Annotated in this window: 13 protein-coding genes; 10 read left to right on the top strand and 3 right to left on the bottom strand. The window is 53.5% G+C overall.

Annotated features, from left to right (window positions below):
• Positions 1 to 13 precede the first annotated feature (13 nt).
• Positions 14 to 1,414 carry a hypothetical protein gene (locus tag IPM50_01975; GenBank protein ID QQS33373.1) on the top strand — a complete coding sequence of 467 codons (1,401 nt, stop codon included), beginning with the start codon at positions 14 to 16 and terminating at the stop codon, positions 1,412 to 1,414.
• Positions 1,415 to 1,461: 47 nt separating this feature from the next.
• Here the strand turns inward: IPM50_01975 and IPM50_01970 are convergent, their stop codons facing one another.
• A complete protein-coding gene (locus tag IPM50_01970) occupies positions 1,462 to 2,421 on the bottom strand; it encodes a hypothetical protein (protein ID QQS33372.1) in 960 nt (319 codons plus the stop codon).
• A gap of 128 nt (positions 2,422 to 2,549) precedes the next feature.
• Between IPM50_01970 and IPM50_01965 the strand changes: the two genes are divergently transcribed.
• The gene (locus IPM50_01965) at positions 2,550 to 3,668 is read left to right on the top strand and encodes an O-fucosyltransferase family protein (protein QQS33371.1); all 1,119 of its coding nucleotides are present in this window, start codon (positions 2,550 to 2,552) and stop codon (positions 3,666 to 3,668) included.
• Between the two features lies 1 nt (position 3,669).
• Here IPM50_01965 and IPM50_01960 read toward each other — a convergent pair whose 3' ends face one another.
• Together IPM50_01960 and IPM50_01955 are read right to left on the bottom strand one after the other, a co-directional pair.
• On the bottom strand, positions 3,670 to 4,518 hold the full coding sequence (locus IPM50_01960) for a hypothetical protein (GenBank protein ID QQS33370.1): 849 nt from the start codon (positions 4,516 to 4,518) through the stop codon (positions 3,670 to 3,672).
• A 45-nt stretch (positions 4,519 to 4,563) separates the two neighbouring features.
• Positions 4,564 to 5,343 (bottom strand): PspA/IM30 family protein, encoded by a 780-nt coding sequence (locus tag IPM50_01955; GenBank protein ID QQS33369.1) that lies wholly within the window; start codon positions 5,341 to 5,343, stop codon positions 4,564 to 4,566.
• A 228-nt stretch (positions 5,344 to 5,571) separates the two neighbouring features.
• On the opposite strand from IPM50_01955, the gene IPM50_01950 reads away from it, so the two are divergent.
• From IPM50_01950 to yajC, 8 genes are all read left to right on the top strand, one after another.
• The gene (locus IPM50_01950) at positions 5,572 to 6,912 is read left to right on the top strand and encodes a hypothetical protein (protein ID QQS33368.1); all 1,341 of its coding nucleotides are present in this window, start codon (positions 5,572 to 5,574) and stop codon (positions 6,910 to 6,912) included.
• A gap of 87 nt (positions 6,913 to 6,999) precedes the next feature.
• Positions 7,000 to 13,293: a hypothetical protein gene (locus IPM50_01945; GenBank protein QQS33367.1), complete on the top strand. Its 6,294-nt coding sequence runs from the start codon at positions 7,000 to 7,002 to the stop codon at positions 13,291 to 13,293.
• 30 nt (positions 13,294 to 13,323) lie between these two features.
• On the top strand, positions 13,324 to 14,325 hold the full coding sequence (locus IPM50_01940; GenBank protein ID QQS33366.1) for a KpsF/GutQ family sugar-phosphate isomerase: 1,002 nt from the start codon (positions 13,324 to 13,326) through the stop codon (positions 14,323 to 14,325).
• A 48-nt stretch (positions 14,326 to 14,373) separates the two neighbouring features.
• The gene (locus IPM50_01935) at positions 14,374 to 15,063 is read left to right on the top strand and encodes a hypothetical protein (GenBank protein ID QQS33365.1); all 690 of its coding nucleotides are present in this window, start codon (positions 14,374 to 14,376) and stop codon (positions 15,061 to 15,063) included.
• A gap of 54 nt (positions 15,064 to 15,117) precedes the next feature.
• Entirely contained in the window at positions 15,118 to 16,491 is a 1,374-nt protein-coding gene (gene der / locus IPM50_01930) for a ribosome biogenesis GTPase Der (GenBank protein ID QQS33364.1), read from the top strand.
• Positions 16,492 to 16,556: 65 nt separating this feature from the next.
• Entirely contained in the window at positions 16,557 to 18,026 is a 1,470-nt protein-coding gene (locus tag IPM50_01925) for a redoxin domain-containing protein (GenBank protein QQS33363.1), read from the top strand.
• Positions 18,023 to 19,207 (top strand): tRNA guanosine(34) transglycosylase Tgt, encoded by a 1,185-nt coding sequence (gene tgt, locus IPM50_01920; GenBank protein QQS33362.1) that lies wholly within the window; start codon positions 18,023 to 18,025, stop codon positions 19,205 to 19,207. Before IPM50_01925 ends, tgt begins: the two co-directional genes overlap by 4 nt.
• 58 nt (positions 19,208 to 19,265) lie before the next feature.
• Entirely contained in the window at positions 19,266 to 19,556 is a 291-nt protein-coding gene (gene yajC, locus IPM50_01915; protein ID QQS34435.1) for a preprotein translocase subunit YajC, read from the top strand.
• The last annotated feature ends 20 nt before the right edge of the window (positions 19,557 to 19,576 follow it).

Below are 19,576 nucleotides of genomic sequence, written 5' to 3'. Positions count from 1 at the left end.
TATAATTTGGTTCATGACCACGGTTGAGAACCGAACACTAAGAACAGCGTCGGACGTAAGTTCAGATCGGGCATCGGTTCGGGTCTCGCCTCACAACTATTTCACTGTATTGCTGATGGGAAGTTTCCTGTCAGCATTTTTCTTTTATCTCGAGAACGACCCGGCGGGAATGGCTCTCTTTGTTTTCTCTTGGATCATCGTGCCATTTTTTGCTCTTCGCGACCGCATCGTTTTTGACGGCAGGCGGCTGCGGCGGACGGGACTCGTGCCCAGAGTGTGGTCTGCATTAAATCGTTCTCGAAATACGCTCAAATACCGTGATATTGAACAGGTTGAAACGCACGCGACACGAGCTCTTAGACGCGGCGGTGCCGTGTATTACCGATATCGTACCGTTATAAGGGGCCGCGGTCTCGAGATATCTGTATCTTCCGGCGGGGACGGCTATCGAAAGCTGCTGTCGAAGTTGTTGCCCTTACTGAACGAAGATATCCTCGACCATCGGTCCATAGAACTTCGCGATCATCTCCGTGACCCCAAAGAACTCACTGCATTGGCTGAAGAATTCAAGATACCTTCATCTGAGGTACTCGAGGATACTCTGAAAGCCGTTCGCACGCGGCATTCGCCGCGAGAGGCATCTGTACAAGGGTCTGCATCTGCGGGCGATGTATCTCAACTGAGTGTCTTGGCGAATGGTCTTAGGCTTTCCGGGAATTTTCTGCAGGCTCTGGAAGCATTTCGGCGGGGTCTCGCTCAAAGGCCAAAGGATGCGCGTCTGTTGTTCGATTTTGGTAGGTGTCTTTATACGTTTGCGAGCGTGCGGCGGGATCCGCGGCTCGAACGCCGGGCTTTGGCTGCACTTCGAAGGTCGGAATCTCAGGCCGGCGATGACGGCGAATTGCTGGTGCGGGTCGGAGAGTGGTATTTTCAGATCGGTGAGATAGAACGAGCGGCGATCGTACTGAAAAAGGCCTCATCGCATTTGGGCGAGAGTTTTCGAGCCGCACGCGGCATGGCAGAACTGGCACTGCGTGAAGGTAAACTCGCTCACGTTGTACATCATTTCGCCGCGGCAAATAGGGTGACCGAGTCTGCTGCCTTGAAACGGTGGTCGAGAAATGAGACCGATTATTTCGCTTCGCTAAGCAATGATGATGAGTATCTTGAAACGGAGATCGCCAGAGTAAGGCTGCTTGAGAAGATCCTAACAGGCCGGCGATCCGCATTGAGGATCGCGATGCTTGGATTTCCCGCAATTCTATACGGCGTCATCGCCGAAGATGACCTGATCGCAAACATCGGTTGGGCAATCTCGATGGTCTCGCTGGTAGTTTGGTCGGGCCTGGCGGTCGGTGTCGGGATGCTCAGCCGTCGCATTCCATACAGGATGTTCTCCGAAGAAACAAAATAGGCCCTCGGCATTTCCGAAGGCCCCTAAAAACCGCATTCCAATATAAACTAAGCTTTTTTCGCCGCTTTCTCCGGCGGATTCAGCATTGCCGACCAGCGGTATTCCGGTTTTTCCCAGCCTTCTTCTAATTTCTTGAGAATGAATTCCGTCATATTATCAACGATCCAGCGGTGATTTTTCTCACCGACCGAAGCGAGTTCCGCATCAGGAGCGGGATTCATAAAATCGATCGCGTAGGGAATGCCGTCCTTGATCGCGAATTCTACCGTATTCAGGTCGTATCCAAGAGCGGTGCAAATGGTGATGACATCCTGCTCTACGCGTTTGTGCAGCTCCGGTGTCAGATAGTCGTCGACGTCGACGTACTGCATTCCGCTGAGATACGGTTTCGAAGGATCGTACGGCATGATCAGCACCTTCTCTTTGCCGACGCAGTAGCAACGGACGAAATGATCGTATTCGATGCCTTCCTGCAATGTCATGCAGAGTGTGCCGGAATCATTGTACTCAGTGAAAAGCTCCTCAAGTGAGTTTACCTTTGACACATTCTTCCAGCCGCCGCCGTCGTGCGGTTTGAGGAAAGCGGGGAAGCCGACGTATTCGACGATCTCTTCCCACTTGATCGGGAATTCAAGGTTGCGGAGCGATTCCGAAACGATGTCCTTGATATAGCTGTGCTGGGGCAGAAGAACTGTCTTGGGTATTGCAACACCGATCTTTGCTGCCAGCGAAAAGTTGAAGAATTTGTCATCAGCCGACCACCAAAACGGGTTGTTGATGATATACGTTCCCTCAAGCGCCATTCGCTTGAGCATAGCTCGATAATAAGGAACCTCATGCGATATGCGGTCAATGATCACGTCGTATCTTTTAGGTTCATCAAGCCGAATACCGCCGACCGTAACCATTTCGGCAACTACTTCGCCGCCGCCTTTCTCGTTGATGCTCTTTATAATGGCCTCAGGAAACGTAACCTCGCGTCCTGCCAATATTCCGACCTTTCTCATAGACAATTTTCTCTACTATTTAGTTCTTAATTTGTTCTCGCGGTCTATTTTGGGCCGCGACTTATGTAAAATCATAGTCTAGAACAGCCATTTGGGCATGACAAGCGCATTGCCTCTGACAACGAAAAATGATCTATATTGAGAACGCTTCAATGGGAACCGAGGGATTCAACACCCACGTAATGTCATACACATTCTGCGTTGCGTTCTCGAAATTCCTAGATCGGCCGTTCTTTCTCGACTTTGAGATCCCATCGTCAACGCCGCCGGCGTATGCACTAAAGCCCGAGTTAAAAGACAAATTCGCTTTGCTGATGAACAGCGAGCGAAGCCTTGTTTCCGATCTGCTTGATATTCCGGCAAACCGCGTCTTGGAGATCGATCGAAATGCCGAGAACAAGGCAGAATTCCAGCTACTCTACAGTCATTTTGCGACCACTGAGGAAATGCGTGCCAAATTTGAAGGCACAATGATGTGGGACTTTTTCGGTTTCGGGCGTTTTCCGATCATCCGGGAACAATTGCATGAAAAAGACCTGATCGAATGGACGCACACAAAACTTGCCAATCCGAGCACATTCTATTTCTTACCGCGGAAAGAAAAAGATGAACTTCTCAAAGCTTGCGCGATTTGTTATATCGAGCCGTTGGAAAAACTGGCAGCGAATATCATCGAGCAGGCCGGCAGATTCAACGCTGTGCATTTAAGACTTGGCGATTTCAGAACCAACTACGCCGAGGACGAATTCTCAGTTGACGGTCCGAGGTTCAGGGATTTCGTAAAGGCAAACCTAGCCGATCCGGAACTTCCGGTACTGATCGCAACTGACGGCCTCGATGAAAAGGCGACTTTCGAGGAGATATTTGCCGGTGCAGAGGTCATCTTCATCGACGAACTCATTTTTGATGAATTTCGCGACAGCTACGCCACTCTTCCATTTACTGATTTCAATGCACTTACCGTTCTGAATCAACTGATCTGTGCCGCCTCCGGATCTTTCATAGGCACTTACCGAAGTACATTCACGACCATAATTCACAGGCTTCGGCAGGAAAGATACGGAAAGGCGGACTTTAACTTCTTTCCGGACGGCAGAGTCGCGAGGCTGCTGAACGATGAGATGAGGATCGTTCCGGACAGGTCAGGATTTTTCGATTGGAATCGGTATTCGGTATTTGCTGAGGACCACAGCTCTATGGCGTGGATGCGGGAGTGGGATCACACGAAAACCTCACTCGAAATATGACCTATTTCGCCCCGGGCAGCAATTCGAGATTGCCCATCTGCCGGTTATAGGTGTCGAGAGCTCCAACGTCTTCGGCGGTCGCGTTCAGCATTTGCTTCGTCATCGCAATAGAATCCGAAAGCTGCTCGAAATCAAGCAATGAGAATTTTTCGGGCGTTGAGATCGTTACGATCTCGTCATTGAGGTAGCTGAAGAAATTCTCGATCGACTGAAGCTGACCTTCGACAAGCTTTACACTCCTTTCGATCTCCTCGAACGATGCGATGCGGCGTTTGAGAATTTCTACGTTCGTCTGCTGAATTCGCTTGGTCTTTTCGTCCGTTGCAGATTCCGCCGCACGAAATGCCTGCGATAGCTGATTGTGAACGGCCTGGCGATTTATAGTTTTCAGGTGCTGTTTCCTACGGCGATAGACATCGAGGAGATCAACAAAATCTTCCCAACGCTGGTCTAGTGCCTGCAGGTTCGAAGGCAATGTGCCCGCACCTGTGAACTTGCGATAGTTCTCCTGGATCTTGTTCTTCAGCCAGCGGAGATATTCTACGGCTTCACGCTCACGCGGCGTAAACGATTTGATCAAATTCTCGCGTGTCGCTGTCTGTGCCTCAAGCAACCGCTGACGCTCACGCTGCTGAACAAAACGCCGATACGCGGGCATATTAGGTACTACGATCAGATATACCGCTTCGACAAAGAGGGCGATCAAAAGCGGTATGACGCTGCCTGTGAAGGCAGCCGCCGCCGCAAAACCCGCGAGGCCCCAAAAATTAACGGGCTCCTTCAGCGCGGCTTTCGCGTAGCTTTCGTTGAATCGCTCGATACTTTGATCGATCTTCGCGAGGTCGGCCATAAACAGTTTAGATGCGTCGTTCGTGATGAATGTTTACGGCGAAATTCAGGCCGCGTGTCCGGATTCCTCGTCCTCGATTTCAATTGCAGGCTCAACGACCTCAGCCTCGGTCGCGTCAGACCCTGCTTCGATCTGGCCGACAGGCTTCGCCTCGCCCAGCAGCCCCATTTGCTGCTTATACGACAGAAGCTTGTCCTGCAGCTGAATATCCATGGCTTCACGCTCGATGTCTGCCATCTGATTATCGACCGATGAAGTGCCAAGCTGGAGTTTCGCTTCGGCGGCAGCAACGCGGCGTTCGATCTTTTCGCGCATCTCGTTGAATGTGGATGCGTCGTCGCCGATGTTGAAGCTGTCCATCGTCTGGGCGAGCTGCTCTTGCAGCTTCGCCTGCTTGGCGGCGCTGATGAGCTGCATCGCCTCGGCGCTTTTCTTCTTCATGTTCAGCACGTAATTGTCGCGTGCCTTCAATGCGTTCTTGCTGGCTGAAGATGCGAGTTCAAGCTGTGCAGATGTGCGTTCAAGGTCAAGCTGTGCCTGCTGAAGTTGGCCAATGTACGCGGTCGCGATGTCGTCGCGGCCCATCTTGACCGAGGCCTTGATCTTCGAGTCCAGGTCGACGACCTGCTTTTCGAGATTCTCCTGATTCTTCTGAAGCAGGCGTTCCGTCGCCATCACCTGTGCCACTGAATTGTTCAATTCGGGCACCCGATCCCGCATGTCGCGGATCGTCTGTTGGAGGACGAGTTCCGGATTTTCGATCTTATCGAGAGCGGCTCCTGTGCCGGCCCTGAAGACCCTCTTAATTCGTTGCCACAATCCCATTTCTATTTCGCTCCTCTAAATGTGGTTTGAACATCATCGTACCACCAGAATCTCTACGAGACGCTGTGCGGCAAAGTTGCAAGAACTGACTAAGTATATCAGGAAAATCGCATAATTGAAGCATTTCGAGGGACGCGTGCCGTAAAAGAAGGATTTGTTTGAGGCGTATAGTGCGATAAATTAAAATTAATAAGTGCACCTTTTGAAACAAATAAAATGAGAGAGAAAATGCGAGAACTTGTCGCTGAACTTGACGCGTCGCTTCTTCGAGAGCACGGAAACGATGCGGCATTTCACGACGAGCTGACCGAGATGCAGCGTGATCTCGGCATAATGCACGGCGACCGTCCGATCGCGCCGTTCCTGCGTCCTTATTTTCTCGAAGCTTCGCGATACGTTGAGATCCAAAAGGCGGCAAGATCCGTCTTTGGCGCGTTTAACCGAATGACCGAAGCGGCACTCGCCGACCCCGAGATCCTTGCAGAGCTAGGGCTTACCGAGGACGAGGAAAAATGGGCCCGTCTCCACCCGGGTTATGAAGCAGTTTCGGTCAACAGCCGACTCGATACGTTCCTTTCTGCCGACGGCTTCGCTTTTCTTGAATATAATGCTGAAAACCCGGCGGGCATAGGCGACCAACGTTCGCTTGCGAAGCTCGTTCGGTCGATATCTACTGTCGAAAGATTTCTGAGCGAGGTTCCGCACTATTTTCCCGATCCTCTTGAGAGCCTCTCAACCGCTGTCGAAAGTGCATATCGCGAATTCGGCGGTCAGGAAAGCAGTCCAACAGTCGCCATTGTAGATTGGGAGGGTGTGGACACAGAGGCTGAGTTTCATCTGCTTGCGGCACATTTCGAGTCGAAAGGAATGTCGGCTTTTATCTGCGATCCGCGAGAAATGGATTATTCGGACGAGGTGCTATCAGCCCGCGGCCGCACTGTTGATGTTTTTTTCAAACGCATCATAATTCACGAGTTTCTCGAAAAATTCCGCGACGGCCATGCTCTTTTTGACGCTCTGAACAGCGGCAGCGTCTGTATGATCAACTCCTTCCGTTCGAAGATCCCGCACAAAAAGTCGGGATTTGCCATTCTTACCGATGATCGTTTTGCCCATCTTTTTACATCGGAACAACGAGAGACAATTGCGAAGCATATTCCCTGGACGCGCCGTCTGGCGGACGTTTCGACCACATATCGAGGCGGCCGTGTCGCGCTCCTTGATCTGATCAGAGGGTATCGCGAAAGGTTCATTCTGAAGCCCAACGACGATTACGGCGGCCACGGCATAAGTTTCGGCTGGGAATCCGACGCTGCCGAATGGGATACTGCGATCGAATCCGCACTGAACGATCACTTCATCGTGCAGGAACGCGTAGCTGTCGAACGTACCGATATTCCGATCTACGCGGACGGGACTGCTGCCATCGAAAGCCTGAATGTCGACCTTGATCCATATCTTTTCAATGGTGATGTTGACGGAGCGATGGTACGGCTGGGCGGCGGCTCACTGGTGAATATCACACAGGGCGGCATGGAAGCGGCGCTGTGTATCCTTGAAGACTTTTGACGCAAGAAGTTTCATTGTTAGGCGTTCTAACCTTTGAGAGCGGGGCCTTGGCCCGTTCAACTAATATTTCGTTGAGAGTTCGTCATAATGAAAAAGACAATTTCCTATCTGCTTTTTGTCGCAATTTATATCGGCCACATTGCTCCGATGGCATCGATCGCCCAAGGACGCACGTCGGGCAAGACCATGGATGAGATCCTGCAAAATACCTCTGGCGGCCTGACGTTCAGGCTAAGCGAAGGCGTCGATTCGCCCGAACCACGCACCGTTCAGACGCCTGCTGCTACTGATCCACTGTCTGATGGTCAAACGTCGGGCCTGCTCGGCAGGCTTCCCGCGATCAAACAGGATCGGGATGACACGTCGGACTTTCAGAAACGCGCCGGAACATTGCCTGCGCCGAAAACCGGCGAAAAGGTGCCGGTCAAGTTTCCTGCCGATGGAGATGCGCCGACGCGTCCCGTGCGGGGCGATGGGAAGACTCTCGAAGTTGTACGTTTCTCGCCTGAAGGCGAAGTTTCGCTCGCTCCGGACCTTTCGATCACATTCTCGCAGCCGATGGTGGCAGTCACTTCGCAGGATGAAGCAGCGAAATATGCGCCGGTTGAGATCTCGCCGCAGGTCGAGGGAAGGTGGCGTTGGCTCGGCACGCGGACGCTGATGTTCGATACGGACAAGCGTTTCCCGATGGCTACGAAATTCACGGCACGCGTTCCGGCCGGAACCAAGTCTGCAACAGGACAGGTTCTGCAAAAGGACTTCTCGTGGACATTCACCACGCCGCCGCCGAAAGCGATTCAAATGTTTCCGAACGGCGGGACGACTCGTCGAAACGTGCTTATGTTCGCGGCATTTGATCAGGCGATCAATCCTGAAGCGGTTCTCAGAATGATCAATGCAACGGGCGGCGGAAAGCGACTGGCACTACGCCTTGCTGCACAGGCTGAGATCGACGCTGACAGCACGGTCTCATATTACAGCAAGCAGGCCCATTCGGGCCGCTGGCTGGCGTTTCGTGCTGTGAATGCTGACGGTTCAACGGAAAACGCATTGCCCGGCGATTCACAGATATCTGTCGTTATCGAGAAGGGAACACCTTCGGCCGAGGGGTCGCTGACGACCAGTGCACCGCAGTCTTTCGGCTTCAGGACATTCGGACCGATGAAATTCGTCCGGGCACAATGCGGATGGAGCAATGATCGCAGCTGCTCGCCCTTTGAGCAGTGGCAAATACAATTCTCGAACTCTATCGATCCTTCTAAATTCGACAAGAAATTGGTGAAGATCGAGCCCGCGATCGAAGACGCGAATATCTATCCGTCCGGAAATTACATTTACATCCAGGGCACGAAGAAAGGGAAGACCGCTTACAGGATCACAGTTGACGGCACTCTCGCCGACATCTACGGACAAGAGCTGGGCACTCCGGCGTCTGCAACGATAAATATCGGCTCTGCCGAGGCGGTTATGTTTGCCCAAGGGCAGCAGATGCTTGTTGTCGATCCGTTCGGAAAGCCCGGCTTTTCTATCTATTCGACCAATCACCGTAATGCAAAGGTGCGGATGTACAAGGTCGGGCCCGACGATTGGCAAGCGTTTCAGCAGTATGTCCGATACATGAATTATGACGACGGCCGCAAACCTGCGATGCCGGGCCGGTTGGTTTTCGACAAGGTCATCCCGATCGCTGCAAAACCCGACGAGATGGTCGAAACGAACATCGAACTCACGTCGGCGCTCGATGGCGGATTTGGTAATGTCATCGTCGACATTGAGCCGACAGTAAAACGCGATCAATACGACCGAACGCGTATTGTGAAATGGATACAGGCGACGCAGATCGGGCTCGACGCTTTTGTTGACAGCCAAGAGCTCGTCGCTTTTGTGACGGAGCTAAAGACCGGCAAACCGATCACGGGCGTTGATCTGAGTATCGGCCCTGACAAAGCTGCATTTTCCTTTGACACGTCGGCTCAGCCCGAAGAGCCCGGTTATCTGACGCGTGCTTGGAACTGGCTGACAAGCTGGGGCAGCAGCCAGGCCGACGAATTTGCCGCCGCCGATGAGCAGGGAAACCGCGTATCGACCGAGACCATCGAAACATCTCAAACCGACAGAACCGGAGAGAATGGAATACTGCGGCTGCCGCTGCCTACAACCGCGGCAAGCAAGGGCCAGAACTATTTGGTTGCACGCAAAGGCAAAGACGTAGCGTTCCTGCCGGAAAACGCTGATTACTATTGGCAAGACACGGGAACCTGGTACAAGCGTTCCGAATCCGACTCGCTCCGATGGTTCGTTTTCGACGACAGGCGAATTTACAAGCCGAAAGAAGAGGTTGCTGTCAAAGGCTATATCCGACTTATCACGGGCGGAAAATTTGGTGACGTGCAGGGCCTGGGCGATGCAGTATCGGGATTCTCTTGGTCGGTCAAGGATCCGAGAAATAACGAGATCGCCAAAGGCGAGGGCAATCTCAACGCCTTTGGAGCGTTCGATCTGAAGTTCAAACTGCCTGACAATGCGAATCTGGGTAACGCACGGATCGATCTGATCGCAACAACAAAATACGGCGGCAGCAGCACGTCGCACCAGTTCCAGATACAAGAGTTTCGACGCCCCGAATTTGAAGTGTCTGCAAAGGTGGAAACCGAAGCTCCGCATTTTGTCGGCGCGAACGCCATGCTTTCCGTCGAGGCGAAATATTACGCCGGCGGCCCGCTGGCAAATGCTGACACGAATTGGGTCGTTACCGCGACCGCGACCAACTATACACCGCCGAATCGTGACGATTTCATATTCGGAACGTGGATACCATGGTGGAGAATGTACGACCGCGGAGGTTTTGGGCGGCCCGGTTTTGGCGGCGGTTCCTCGCAGAGTTTCAAAGGCGTAACGGACGCTTCGGGCAAGCACATTCTCAAGGTTGACTTTGATTCTGTTAAACCGCCGCGGCCATACGCCATCACGGCAAATGCTTCGGTCCAGGACGTCAATCGTCAGACCTGGGCGAGCTCAACCTCGCTGCTCGTGCATCCCGCGTCGCTCTATGTCGGCATCAAAACGCAGCGAACTTTCGTCCCAAAGGGCGAAAAGATGATCATCGAATCTATCGTTGCGGATATCGACGGTAACCTCGTCGAGAATTGCGATGTCGAGATCAAAGCGGTGCTGAAGGACTGGCGTTTTGACGCGGGTTCGTGGAAGGAAGTGACGGTCGATGATCAGACCTGCAATATTAGGTCTTCGCAGACGCCTTCGAAATGTGAGTTTGTGGCGAAAGCCGGTGGACGTTACACGATAACGGCGACCGTTATGGACGACCGCGAGCGTTTCAACCAGAGCGAATTCACGATCTGGGTTCCCGGCGGCAAGACGCCGCCGAAACGCGAGGTCGAGCAGGAAGAGGTCGAAATTATTCCCTCGAAGAAGGAATTTGCACCCGGCGAGACGGCAGAATTGCTCGTCATTGCTCCGTTCGCACCTGCCGAGGGCGTGTTGACGCTTCGCCGCGACGGAATTGTTAAGACCGAGAGGTTCACGATTAAGGATTCGTCGATCACGCTCCGTATTCCTATCGAAGAACGCTATCTGCCGAACATCCACGCGCAAGTGGACCTGACCGGCTCAGCACCGCGAATGACAGACGCCGGCGAGCCCGACGACAAGCTGCCGCGGCGGCCGGCATTCGCTTCGGGCGGCTTGGATCTTTCCGTCTCTACCGCTTCGCGAAAGCTCAGGGTTACCGCTGATCCCGTTGACAAAACGCTCACGCCCGGCGGCGAGACAAAGCTGAACGTCGCCGTCACCGATCACCGCGGCGAACCGGTCGCAAACAGCGAGGTTGCTGTTGTAGTAGTGGACGAGAGTGTGCTGGCGCTAACGCGATACACCGTTGCCGATCCGGTGTCAGTTTTTTACACGGCCCGAGGCGAGGGTGTTAACGACTTCCGTTCGAGAGGTTACATTCTGCTGGGAAATCCGAAGGACATAGCAGCTCAAGCACTTGCCGAATCTGCAAATACGGGTGCAGGCCGAGGCGTTGCGGCGGCCGCGCCGCCGATGGCAGCAGAGATGAGAGATGACGCCAGAATGAAGCGCTCTGAAATGTCACTCGATGGCCAAAGTTCCGGTGAGGAAGCTATTGAGCTTCGTCAGAATTTCGATGCACTCGCCCTGTTTGCCCCGTCGGTCAAGACCGATTCTAACGGCCGTGCCGTTGTGAACGTGAAGCTTCCCGACAATCTGACGCGCTATCGCATCACAGCGGTTTCGGTAGATCAGGGCAAGCGTTTCGGCAAGACCGAATCGAACATCACGGCCCGCAAGCCGCTGATGGTGCGGCCCTCGGCATCGCGATTCATGAACTTCGGCGACCGCATAGAACTTCCTGTCGTTATCCAAAATCAGACCGATCAGGATATGGCCGTGGATGTCGCGGTTCGCGCATCGAACGCTGCTTTCACTGACAGAAGCGATGCGGTACAGACGGCCGGAAAACGCGTTGTCGTAAAAGCGAATAGTCGTGAAGAGCTGCGTTTCCCTGCATCAACTATCAAAGCGGGAACAGCACGATTTCAATTCGCCGTCACCAGCGGCAAGCATTCCGACGCGGCTGAGATATCGCTTCCGGTATGGACGCCGGCGACGACCGAGGCGTTTGCGACATACGGAACGACAGACAAGAACGGTGCGATCTTCCAGCCGGTACAAACGCCGGGCGATGTTTATCCGCAGTTCGGCGGGCTTGAGGTGACGACCAGTTCGACGCAGCTTCAGGAACTGACAGACGCATTTATTTATCTCGCGAAGTATCCTTATGCGTGTTCCGAGCAGATCGCTTCAAGGATGATCTCGACCGCGGCACTCCGCGACGTGCTGCAGGCGTTCAAGGCAAAGGAAACACCGACCGCCGAGCAGCTTGAGGCTCAGTTCAAACGTGATATCGAGATATTGCAGTCTCGACAACGCAGCGACGGCAGTTTCGGTTTGTGGAAGAAGGACCGCGAACGCTACGAGTATCCGTTCCTGACGGTGCATGTCGCCCACGCATTAGCATTGGCCAAATCAAAAGGCTACAAGGTACCGGACGAGATGCTCAACCGCACAAAGCCGTATCTGCGCGATGTTGAGAAGTACTTCAACAATGAGTGGTATCGCAGCTCGCCGAAGGTTCGATGGACAATATCGGCTTATGCCCTATACATCCGCGACATGATGGGCGACCGCGATGCGGCGAAGGCTCGTAAACTGTTGAGTGAAGCGACCATTGAGAAGATGCCGTTTGAGGCTCTCGGCTGGGTGCTTTCAGTGTTGGCTAAAGATAAAGGCGCGACCGAGGATGTTGAATTGAGCGTTCGATTCCTGCTCAACCGCACTACGGAAACCGCGGCGGCGGCGAACTTCGTCACGCAGTATTCCGACGGTGGCTGGTTGGTCATGCACTCAAATAGGCGTGCCGACGGCGTATTACTCGAAGCATTGATCAAGCTGCGTGAGAATGCGGAGGCTTCATATGCTGCCTCCGTTGACGATCTTATTCCCAAGCTTGTCCGCGGCCTGCTTGCGAACCGAACAAAAGGCCATTGGGGCTCGACGCAGGAGAATGTTTTTATCCTGCTGGCACTCGACAAGTATTTTAATGCTTTCGAAAAGGTCACGCCCGATTTCGTGGCTCGCGTTTGGCTTGGCTCGACATATGCAGGAGAGCAGATCTTCAAGGGACGTTCGGTCGATTCGAATCAACTGAATATCCCGATGAGCTACTTGGTAGCGCAGGGCGGATCTTCGGATCTGATCATCGACCGGCAAGGGGCCGGGCGGCTCTATTACCGCATCGGCATGCAATACGCGCCGAAGAATCTCAAGCTTGATCCTGCGGACTACGGATTTACCGTCATTCGAAAATATGAGGCCGTCGATAATGCAGATGATGTTCGCCAGAATGCCGACGGAAGCTGGACGATACGTTCGGGAGCCCGAGTTCGGGTGCGTCTTACGATGGTCGCACAGGCGCGTCGTTATCACGTCGCACTTGTCGATAATCTGCCCGCGGGACTCGAGATACTCAATCCATCGCTCGCGGTTACAGAGTCTATCCCTCGCGATAAAGGCGGCAACACCGGCGTTATCGAGGTCGGAAGTCCTTCTATCGGACGGAACACCTACTGGTGGCGGCAGTATTGGTTCGAACATCAGAATTTCCGCGATGAGCGTGCCGAGGCATTCGCATCGCTGCTCTGGGAAGGTGTTTACAGCTATACCTACGTCGCTCGTGCGACCACGCCGGGACGGTTTGTAGCACCGCCGGCTAAAGCGGAAGAGATGTACAGCCCCGAGACCTTTGGCAGATCGGGGACGGACTTCGTGAACGTCGAATAGCGGCGCCAGCGTGTGTTAGAATGTTCGACGATGAACGAGCCCGCGGCATCAAGAACATTTGACGAGCGAACGCACGTGCAGGAATTTGCCGAGATACTTCGCATCGAGGCGGAAGCGATCGAACTCGTTCGCGGCCGGCTCGATGCGGCTTCTATCTTGGCCGCACTCGAAGCGATCCTTAAGTGCCATGGCAAGGTCATTGTGACCGGAGTCGGCAAATCGGGAATTATCGCAGACAAGATCGCCCAAACGCTGACCAGCACCGGCACGATGTCGGTATATGTACATCCTTCTGACGCATTGCACGGCGGGCTCGGCGTCGTGGCAACGGACGATGTCGTGGTCGCACTCAGCAATTCGGGCGAGACGGAGGAGTTGCTGGCGTTGCTCCCTGCATTGAAACGACGCGGTTCCGAACTTATTGCGATCGTCGGGAATATGGATTCTACGCTTGCCCGATCCGCGGACATTGTCCTGGACGCGGTCGTCAGCGAAGAAGCGTGTCCCTTGAACCTCGCACCAACCGCGTCAACAACGGTCGCTCTTGCTATCGGCGACGCCCTCGCGATGACGCTGATGAGGGCACGCGGCCTCACGCCTGAAGATTTCGCTGCAAATCATCCCGCAGGAAGGCTCGGCAAACGTCTGACACTTCGGGTCGCAGATCTGATGCATCAGAGTCCGAATGTTGGGTTGGAAACAGGCTGGCTGGAGGTTGTCCGGGCTATCTCGGATCACGCGCTCGGCGCCGTAAATGTGGTTTCTGATGACGGCAAACTTGTCGGAATTGTTACTGACGGCGACCTTCGCCGGGCGATCGAACGCAGCGGTGACAAAGGGCTAGGCGGCCTGAAAGCCTCTGACATGATGACCGATTCGCCGATCACAGCGTCGTCTGAAATGCTGGCATTCGATGCGTTGAAGGTAATGGAGGATCGCCCTTCGCAAATATCGGTCCTTCCGGTCGTCGACAATGAAAACATCTGCATGGGAATCATTCGCCTGCACGACATCGTCAAGGCAGGCCTTTAACGATCACACAACCAAGCTGAGATTTCCTTCATCAGACTCTGGGCCGAAATGTTCAAAACCACCTCATTAATTGCCGTCATCGTTCTATTGTTTGCGGGAAACGTTTCTGCACAACAAGCCCCCGTGTGGATAACCTTGAATGAGGATTTCTTTGATTCGTTCCTGAACGCGGTCTTTACCAATTTCGAGCCGCCGCAGTTCTCAATAGCGGCTGTGGATGGTATTCCAAATGAGGCGGCGAATTCCCGTTTTTTTGGCTTTACTAATTCTGCCGCAACTCGCGACGGTTCATGCGGCGAGTCGATAAGAATCCTTCGCGAGAACAGCGGCGTGCGGACCGCAGTGCGTTTTCGCGGCGGTCAAGTGTACGTTCCGTTGGCGTTTTCCGGCAGTTACCGTGCTCCGCTAGTCGGTTGTCTGGAGTTCGCAGGTTGGGCAGAATCGAATCTCGCTTTTGAATTCGAACGCAACGCAGGAAGACTGATTGGCCGCATTACAGTTTCCAATGTTGTTCTGGACGGAACAGAAGGCGTCGGCGGGACGATGGTGGCCCGAATGCTGCAGTCATCGATCGACCGTCGATTGAATCCGATCGAAATTCTGCGCCTCGATAACCTGTCTTTCAATGTTCCGGTTCAGAACGGCGGCTCGCTCAGAATGAAGGCGAGCGATGTGCGTCCGGAATTCGGCGACCGTTCACTTAACGTCCGCATCAATTACACTTTCGAAAAAAATTAGACGCATTCAGTCTTCCGGATGCACAAACCGGCCGGTTCTATTATCCTTTAGAGGATGAAGCAGCCGCTTGTTGCCATTATCGGCCGGCCTAATGTCGGTAAATCCACGCTGTTCAATCGTTTGACGGGCTCGCGTAAGGCCATTGTCGGCGATGAACCGGGAATTACGCGTGACCGCATGTATGGTGATGTCGAGTGGCGGGACGGCGGTTTTCGGCTTGTGGATACAGGCGGGATCGTGCCGGACGATGAAGCGATCATCCCCGCGAATATTTTCAAACAGGCGTCCAATGCTATCAACGAGGCCGCGGCGATCATTTGGGTCGTAGATGCCCGATCAGGAGCGATTCCGCTTGACGAAGAACTCTCCGTATTGCTGAGAAATACCGGAAAGCCCGTCTTTGTCGCCGCGAACAAGGCTGAGTCGTCAAAGGTCGAAGCAGACGCGGCGGAATTCTACCGTTTTGGTTTTGAAATAACTCCTGTCTCAGCTGAGCACGGCAACGGCATTGGAGACCTGTTGGATAAGGTTCTCGATGCTCTTCGCAAAGACGAAGACAGCGATATCGTAGAAGCCGAAGAAGCGGAAAAGGACGACGGCGTCATCAGCCTAGCGATCATCGGGCGTCCGAATGTCGGAAAATCTTCGCTTCTCAACAAGATCCTTGGTGAAGACCGCGTTATCGTGTCCCCGATAGCCGGAACAACCCGCGATGCGATCGACACCGAACTCGAGGTCGAAGGGCAAAAATATCTGCTTATCGATACTGCCGGTATCCGCCGAAAGGGAAAGACCACAGAGATGGCGGAAAAACTGTCTGTGATCATGGCGCGAAAATCGCTCGAACGGGCTGATGTAGCGATCCTCGTCATCGACGCGGTCGAGGGCGTTACAAGTCTGGACGCCAATATCGCGGGTTACGCTGTCGATTCTGGTTGTTCTGTGATCATTGCCGTGAATAAGTGGGATGCTGTTGAAGAGAAAGAAACGAATACCATTTACGAGTTTGAACGCGAGATCCGTCGGAACATGAAGTTTCTGGATTGGGCTCCGATAATCTCGATATCTGCTCTCCTGGGACAGAGAGTTTCAAAAATATTGCCGATGGTGGCTGAGGCATACAAGGCAAGAAATCAGCGGATCCAAACCTCTGTGCTGAATCGGTTCTTCGAAAATGAGATCGCGCAGCCCAAAGGCGGTGCTACGCCATCGCCTGTTAAAGGCGGCCTTTCACGCCTTCGGGTGCAGTTCATAGCGCAGGCAGGAATTCGGCCGCCGCTTTTCATTATTTTTACGTCAGGCGGGAAGCCGGGGCTGCATTTTTCGTACACGCGGTATATCGAAAATCGACTGCGGGAGCAATTCGGCTTTTTCGCAACGCCGATCCGACTTGTCGAGCGGCACAAATCAAAGAAAAAGAGGTCCTGACGCGCCCGCGTTTGTCTTTTAAGGCGGGCGTTTTATAACATTGTTTTCAGTCTAAAGTTTTTGAAATGGAAATAGTTCTCCTCGTAATTAGGCTCGGTCTTGCAGGCGTTATTGGTGTCGCGGGACTTGCAAAAGCTCTTGACCGACAGGGCACTGAAAAAGCTCTTCGTGATTTTGGTGTGCCGGGAACGTTGGTGCCGGCGGCGGCGTTTCTGCTGCCGCTCGCGGAGATCGGTATTGCAGTCGCTTTATTGTTTATCTCGACCTCGTGGTACGGCGCGATCGCATCAGCCGCCTTGTTGGCTCTGTTCACGGTCGCGATGTTATATCAGATGGCGAAGGGCCGCAATCCGGACTGTCATTGTTTCGGCCAAGTTACGAGCACTCCCGTCAGCAACTCCACCGTATTTCGGAACATAAGTCTAATTCTGTTCTCGGCCTTTCTGATATCACGAGGTGCAGCCGAGCAGGGAACACCACTTGTTTCCGGACGTGACGACGCCTTTCCCGTTGTCATAGGGCTCGTACTGACAGCTCTTTTATTTGCGTCTTTTCAAACACTGGTCCGCATACTCAAACGCCAGGATGACATTGTCCGCCGTATCGAGGTAATGGAACTTGTCGCCCGAGATGGCGGCGAGGTAGAACGCGACGAGGCAGGGCATCCGCATGAAGGCCTGCCCATAGGAGGCCACATTGCGGATTTTGAAGCGAAAGACCTTAACGGCGAAAAGATAACACTCGACGGACTTCTTGCCGGCGGCGTTCCGATCCTTTTTCTCTACGTGAGCCCGAATTGTACACCATGCGCTCAGCTCATTCCCGATATTCCTGATTGGGAGAGAAGACTTGCCGGCAAGATCCGGCTTGTTTTCATCAGCTCGGGGGAAAAGAAGGAAAATGCCGCTAAGTTCGGCGAATTTGCAGGTACCATTATTCTGCAGAATGGCAGAGAAGTTTCTGACGTCCTGAAGGCAAAGTGGACGCCGACCGCTGTCATTGTCAGCTCTGACGGGCGAGTTTTGAGCCATCCTGCGGCCGGAGATCAGGCGATACGCGAATTGATAGAACAGATCGCGTCGAACGACCCAAGTGGCCCTTACGCGTATTTTGTGAACGGCACGCGCGATTCCCACATGCTCCGTGTTGGTGAGAATGCGCCGAATTTCGCCGTCAAGGATATCAGCGGCCGCGTGATAAACAACGACTTCCTGAGCGGTAAGCGTACTCTCGTCGCATTTTGGAGCATGACGTGTCCGCATTGCGAGAACATGCTGCCGGCATTGCGTGACTGGGATGCGAACCGCACGGATGCGGATCCGCAGCTGATCGTATTTTCGGACGGCGATGAAGAAGCCCACAAGATGCTCGGTTTGTCGTCGCCGGTAGTTATCGATCCCGGACACGAAACGGCGGGCGAATTCGGCATGTACGGCACGCCGTCAGCTGTGCTGCTGGACGAAGATTCACGTTTTGCGACCGAAACCGCGATCGGCGCGCCAGACATTTGGGCACTTCTCGGCAGGCGTAAATGACCGCGAGACCGATCGAATTCTCTATTGCCGCGACAGACGGCAATGCTCGGGCGGGCACGCTCAGGACCCGCCGCAGCGTCATCGATACGCCGGTTTTCATGCCGGTGGGCACGCAAGCTTCTGTAAAGGGCGTTCGATTCGAATGGCTCGAGAATGAGATAGACGCCCGCATAATTCTCGGCAATACATATCATCTTTTTCTTCGACCCGGTGCCGAAACAATACGGCATTTTGGAGGGTTGCATCGGTTCAGCTCTTGGGAGCGTTCGATCCTGACGGATTCAGGCGGCTTCCAAGTATTCTCGCTCAGTGAACGCCGTAAGCTGACCGAAGAAGGTGTCAAATTCAGTTCGCACCTGGACGGGAGCCCGTGCTTTATCTCTCCCGAAGTCTCGATGGAAATTCAGGCTGCGCTTGGATCGGAGATCGTCATGGCGTTTGACGAATGTCCTCCGGGCGACGCCGGGCACGAGGCTACACGGACAAGCCTCGAACTTACCGCGCGTTGGGCCAGACGGTCTAAGGACAAATTTGACGAACTGCAGGGTGCGGGTCAGGATACGGGTTTTCTTGCTTCTGAAGGCCTTTCGGGAACGCAGGCTCTTTTCGGGATAATCCAGGGTGCAGGGCATTTGGATCTTCGCAGCGAGAGTTTGGAGAAAACTGTCGAGGTCGGTTTCGACGGGTACGCGATCGGCGGATTGAGCGTTGGAGAGGAAAAGAGTGTGATGTATGACGTACTGGCCCACACCGCACCCCTAATGCCCACCGAATCGCCGCGTTATTTGATGGGTGTTGGTACGCCGGAAGATATGCTCACCGCGATCGGGCACGGCGTGGATATGTTCGATTGCGTAATTCCAACACGAAACGGAAGGACGGGTTCTGCGTTTACTTCGAGGGGAAAGCTCAATATACGCAACGCTAAATTCGCACTGGACGACTCGCCGCTGGATCCTGATTGCGGTTGCTCGGTATGCCGGCGGCATACGTGCGGTTTTCTGCGGCATCTTTACCAAGCCGGAGAAATGGCCGCCGCAACTCTCATCTCGCATCACAATCTGTATTTTTATGCATCGCTGATGCGGGCAGCCCGGCAAGCGATCCGCGATGGCAGATTTTCTGCATTTGCCGCGGACACTATCGGGGCAATGAGTGAAATCGATGTAAATGGCGTTTGATTAACGTTCTGTAAATGTATATGATTTCGTTTTTGTCTTTATTTGGCGTTAATTGATGATGTATCTATTGTTTTTTCAAGAAGCCGGCGGCGGAAGTCTGATATGGACTCTGCTGCCATTCGTCTTCATTTTTGGTATCTTTTACTTTTTGGTCATTCTTCCTCAGAAGAAGCAGAAACAGCAGCTTCAGGAGCTGATCAATAATCTTGCGATAAATGACGAGATCGTTACCAACGGCGGAATAATCGGCAAGATAAAAGAGATCAAAGATACGAGCTTCATCATTCAGAGCGCTGAGAAATCTTTTCTGGAGGTGGGCAAAAGCGCGGTCGTCGGCAAGAAGCCGTAAACCATTTGTCCGCTGCAGTA

Source organism: Acidobacteriota bacterium, from assembly GCA_016700075.1.
Taxonomy (GTDB): Bacteria; Acidobacteriota; Blastocatellia; order Pyrinomonadales; family Pyrinomonadaceae; genus OLB17.
The sequence above is the reverse complement of the archived record's forward strand: the minus strand, read 5'-3'. Positions and strand labels throughout refer to the sequence as shown.

Coding starts and splice junctions, on each gene's coding strand:
- IPM50_01955 (QQS33369.1), bottom strand. CDS start 5,343: ATGGGATTGTGGCAACGAATTAAGAGGGTCTTCAGGGCCGGCACAGGA.
- IPM50_01975 (QQS33373.1), top strand. CDS start 14: ATGACCACGGTTGAGAACCGAACACTAAGAACAGCGTCGGACGTAAGT.
- IPM50_01960 (QQS33370.1), bottom strand. CDS start 4,518: ATGGCCGACCTCGCGAAGATCGATCAAAGTATCGAGCGATTCAACGAA.
- IPM50_01950 (QQS33368.1), top strand. CDS start 5,572: ATGCGAGAACTTGTCGCTGAACTTGACGCGTCGCTTCTTCGAGAGCAC.
- IPM50_01925 (QQS33363.1), top strand. CDS start 16,557: ATGGAAATAGTTCTCCTCGTAATTAGGCTCGGTCTTGCAGGCGTTATT.
- IPM50_01970 (QQS33372.1), bottom strand. CDS start 2,421: ATGAGAAAGGTCGGAATATTGGCAGGACGCGAGGTTACGTTTCCTGAG.
- IPM50_01935 (QQS33365.1), top strand. CDS start 14,374: ATGTTCAAAACCACCTCATTAATTGCCGTCATCGTTCTATTGTTTGCG.
- tgt (QQS33362.1), top strand. CDS start 18,023: ATGACCGCGAGACCGATCGAATTCTCTATTGCCGCGACAGACGGCAAT.
- IPM50_01940 (QQS33366.1), top strand. CDS start 13,324: ATGAACGAGCCCGCGGCATCAAGAACATTTGACGAGCGAACGCACGTG.
- yajC (QQS34435.1), top strand. CDS start 19,266: ATGTATCTATTGTTTTTTCAAGAAGCCGGCGGCGGAAGTCTGATATGG.
- IPM50_01965 (QQS33371.1), top strand. CDS start 2,550: ATGATCTATATTGAGAACGCTTCAATGGGAACCGAGGGATTCAACACC.
- der (QQS33364.1), top strand. CDS start 15,118: ATGAAGCAGCCGCTTGTTGCCATTATCGGCCGGCCTAATGTCGGTAAA.
- IPM50_01945 (QQS33367.1), top strand. CDS start 7,000: ATGAAAAAGACAATTTCCTATCTGCTTTTTGTCGCAATTTATATCGGC.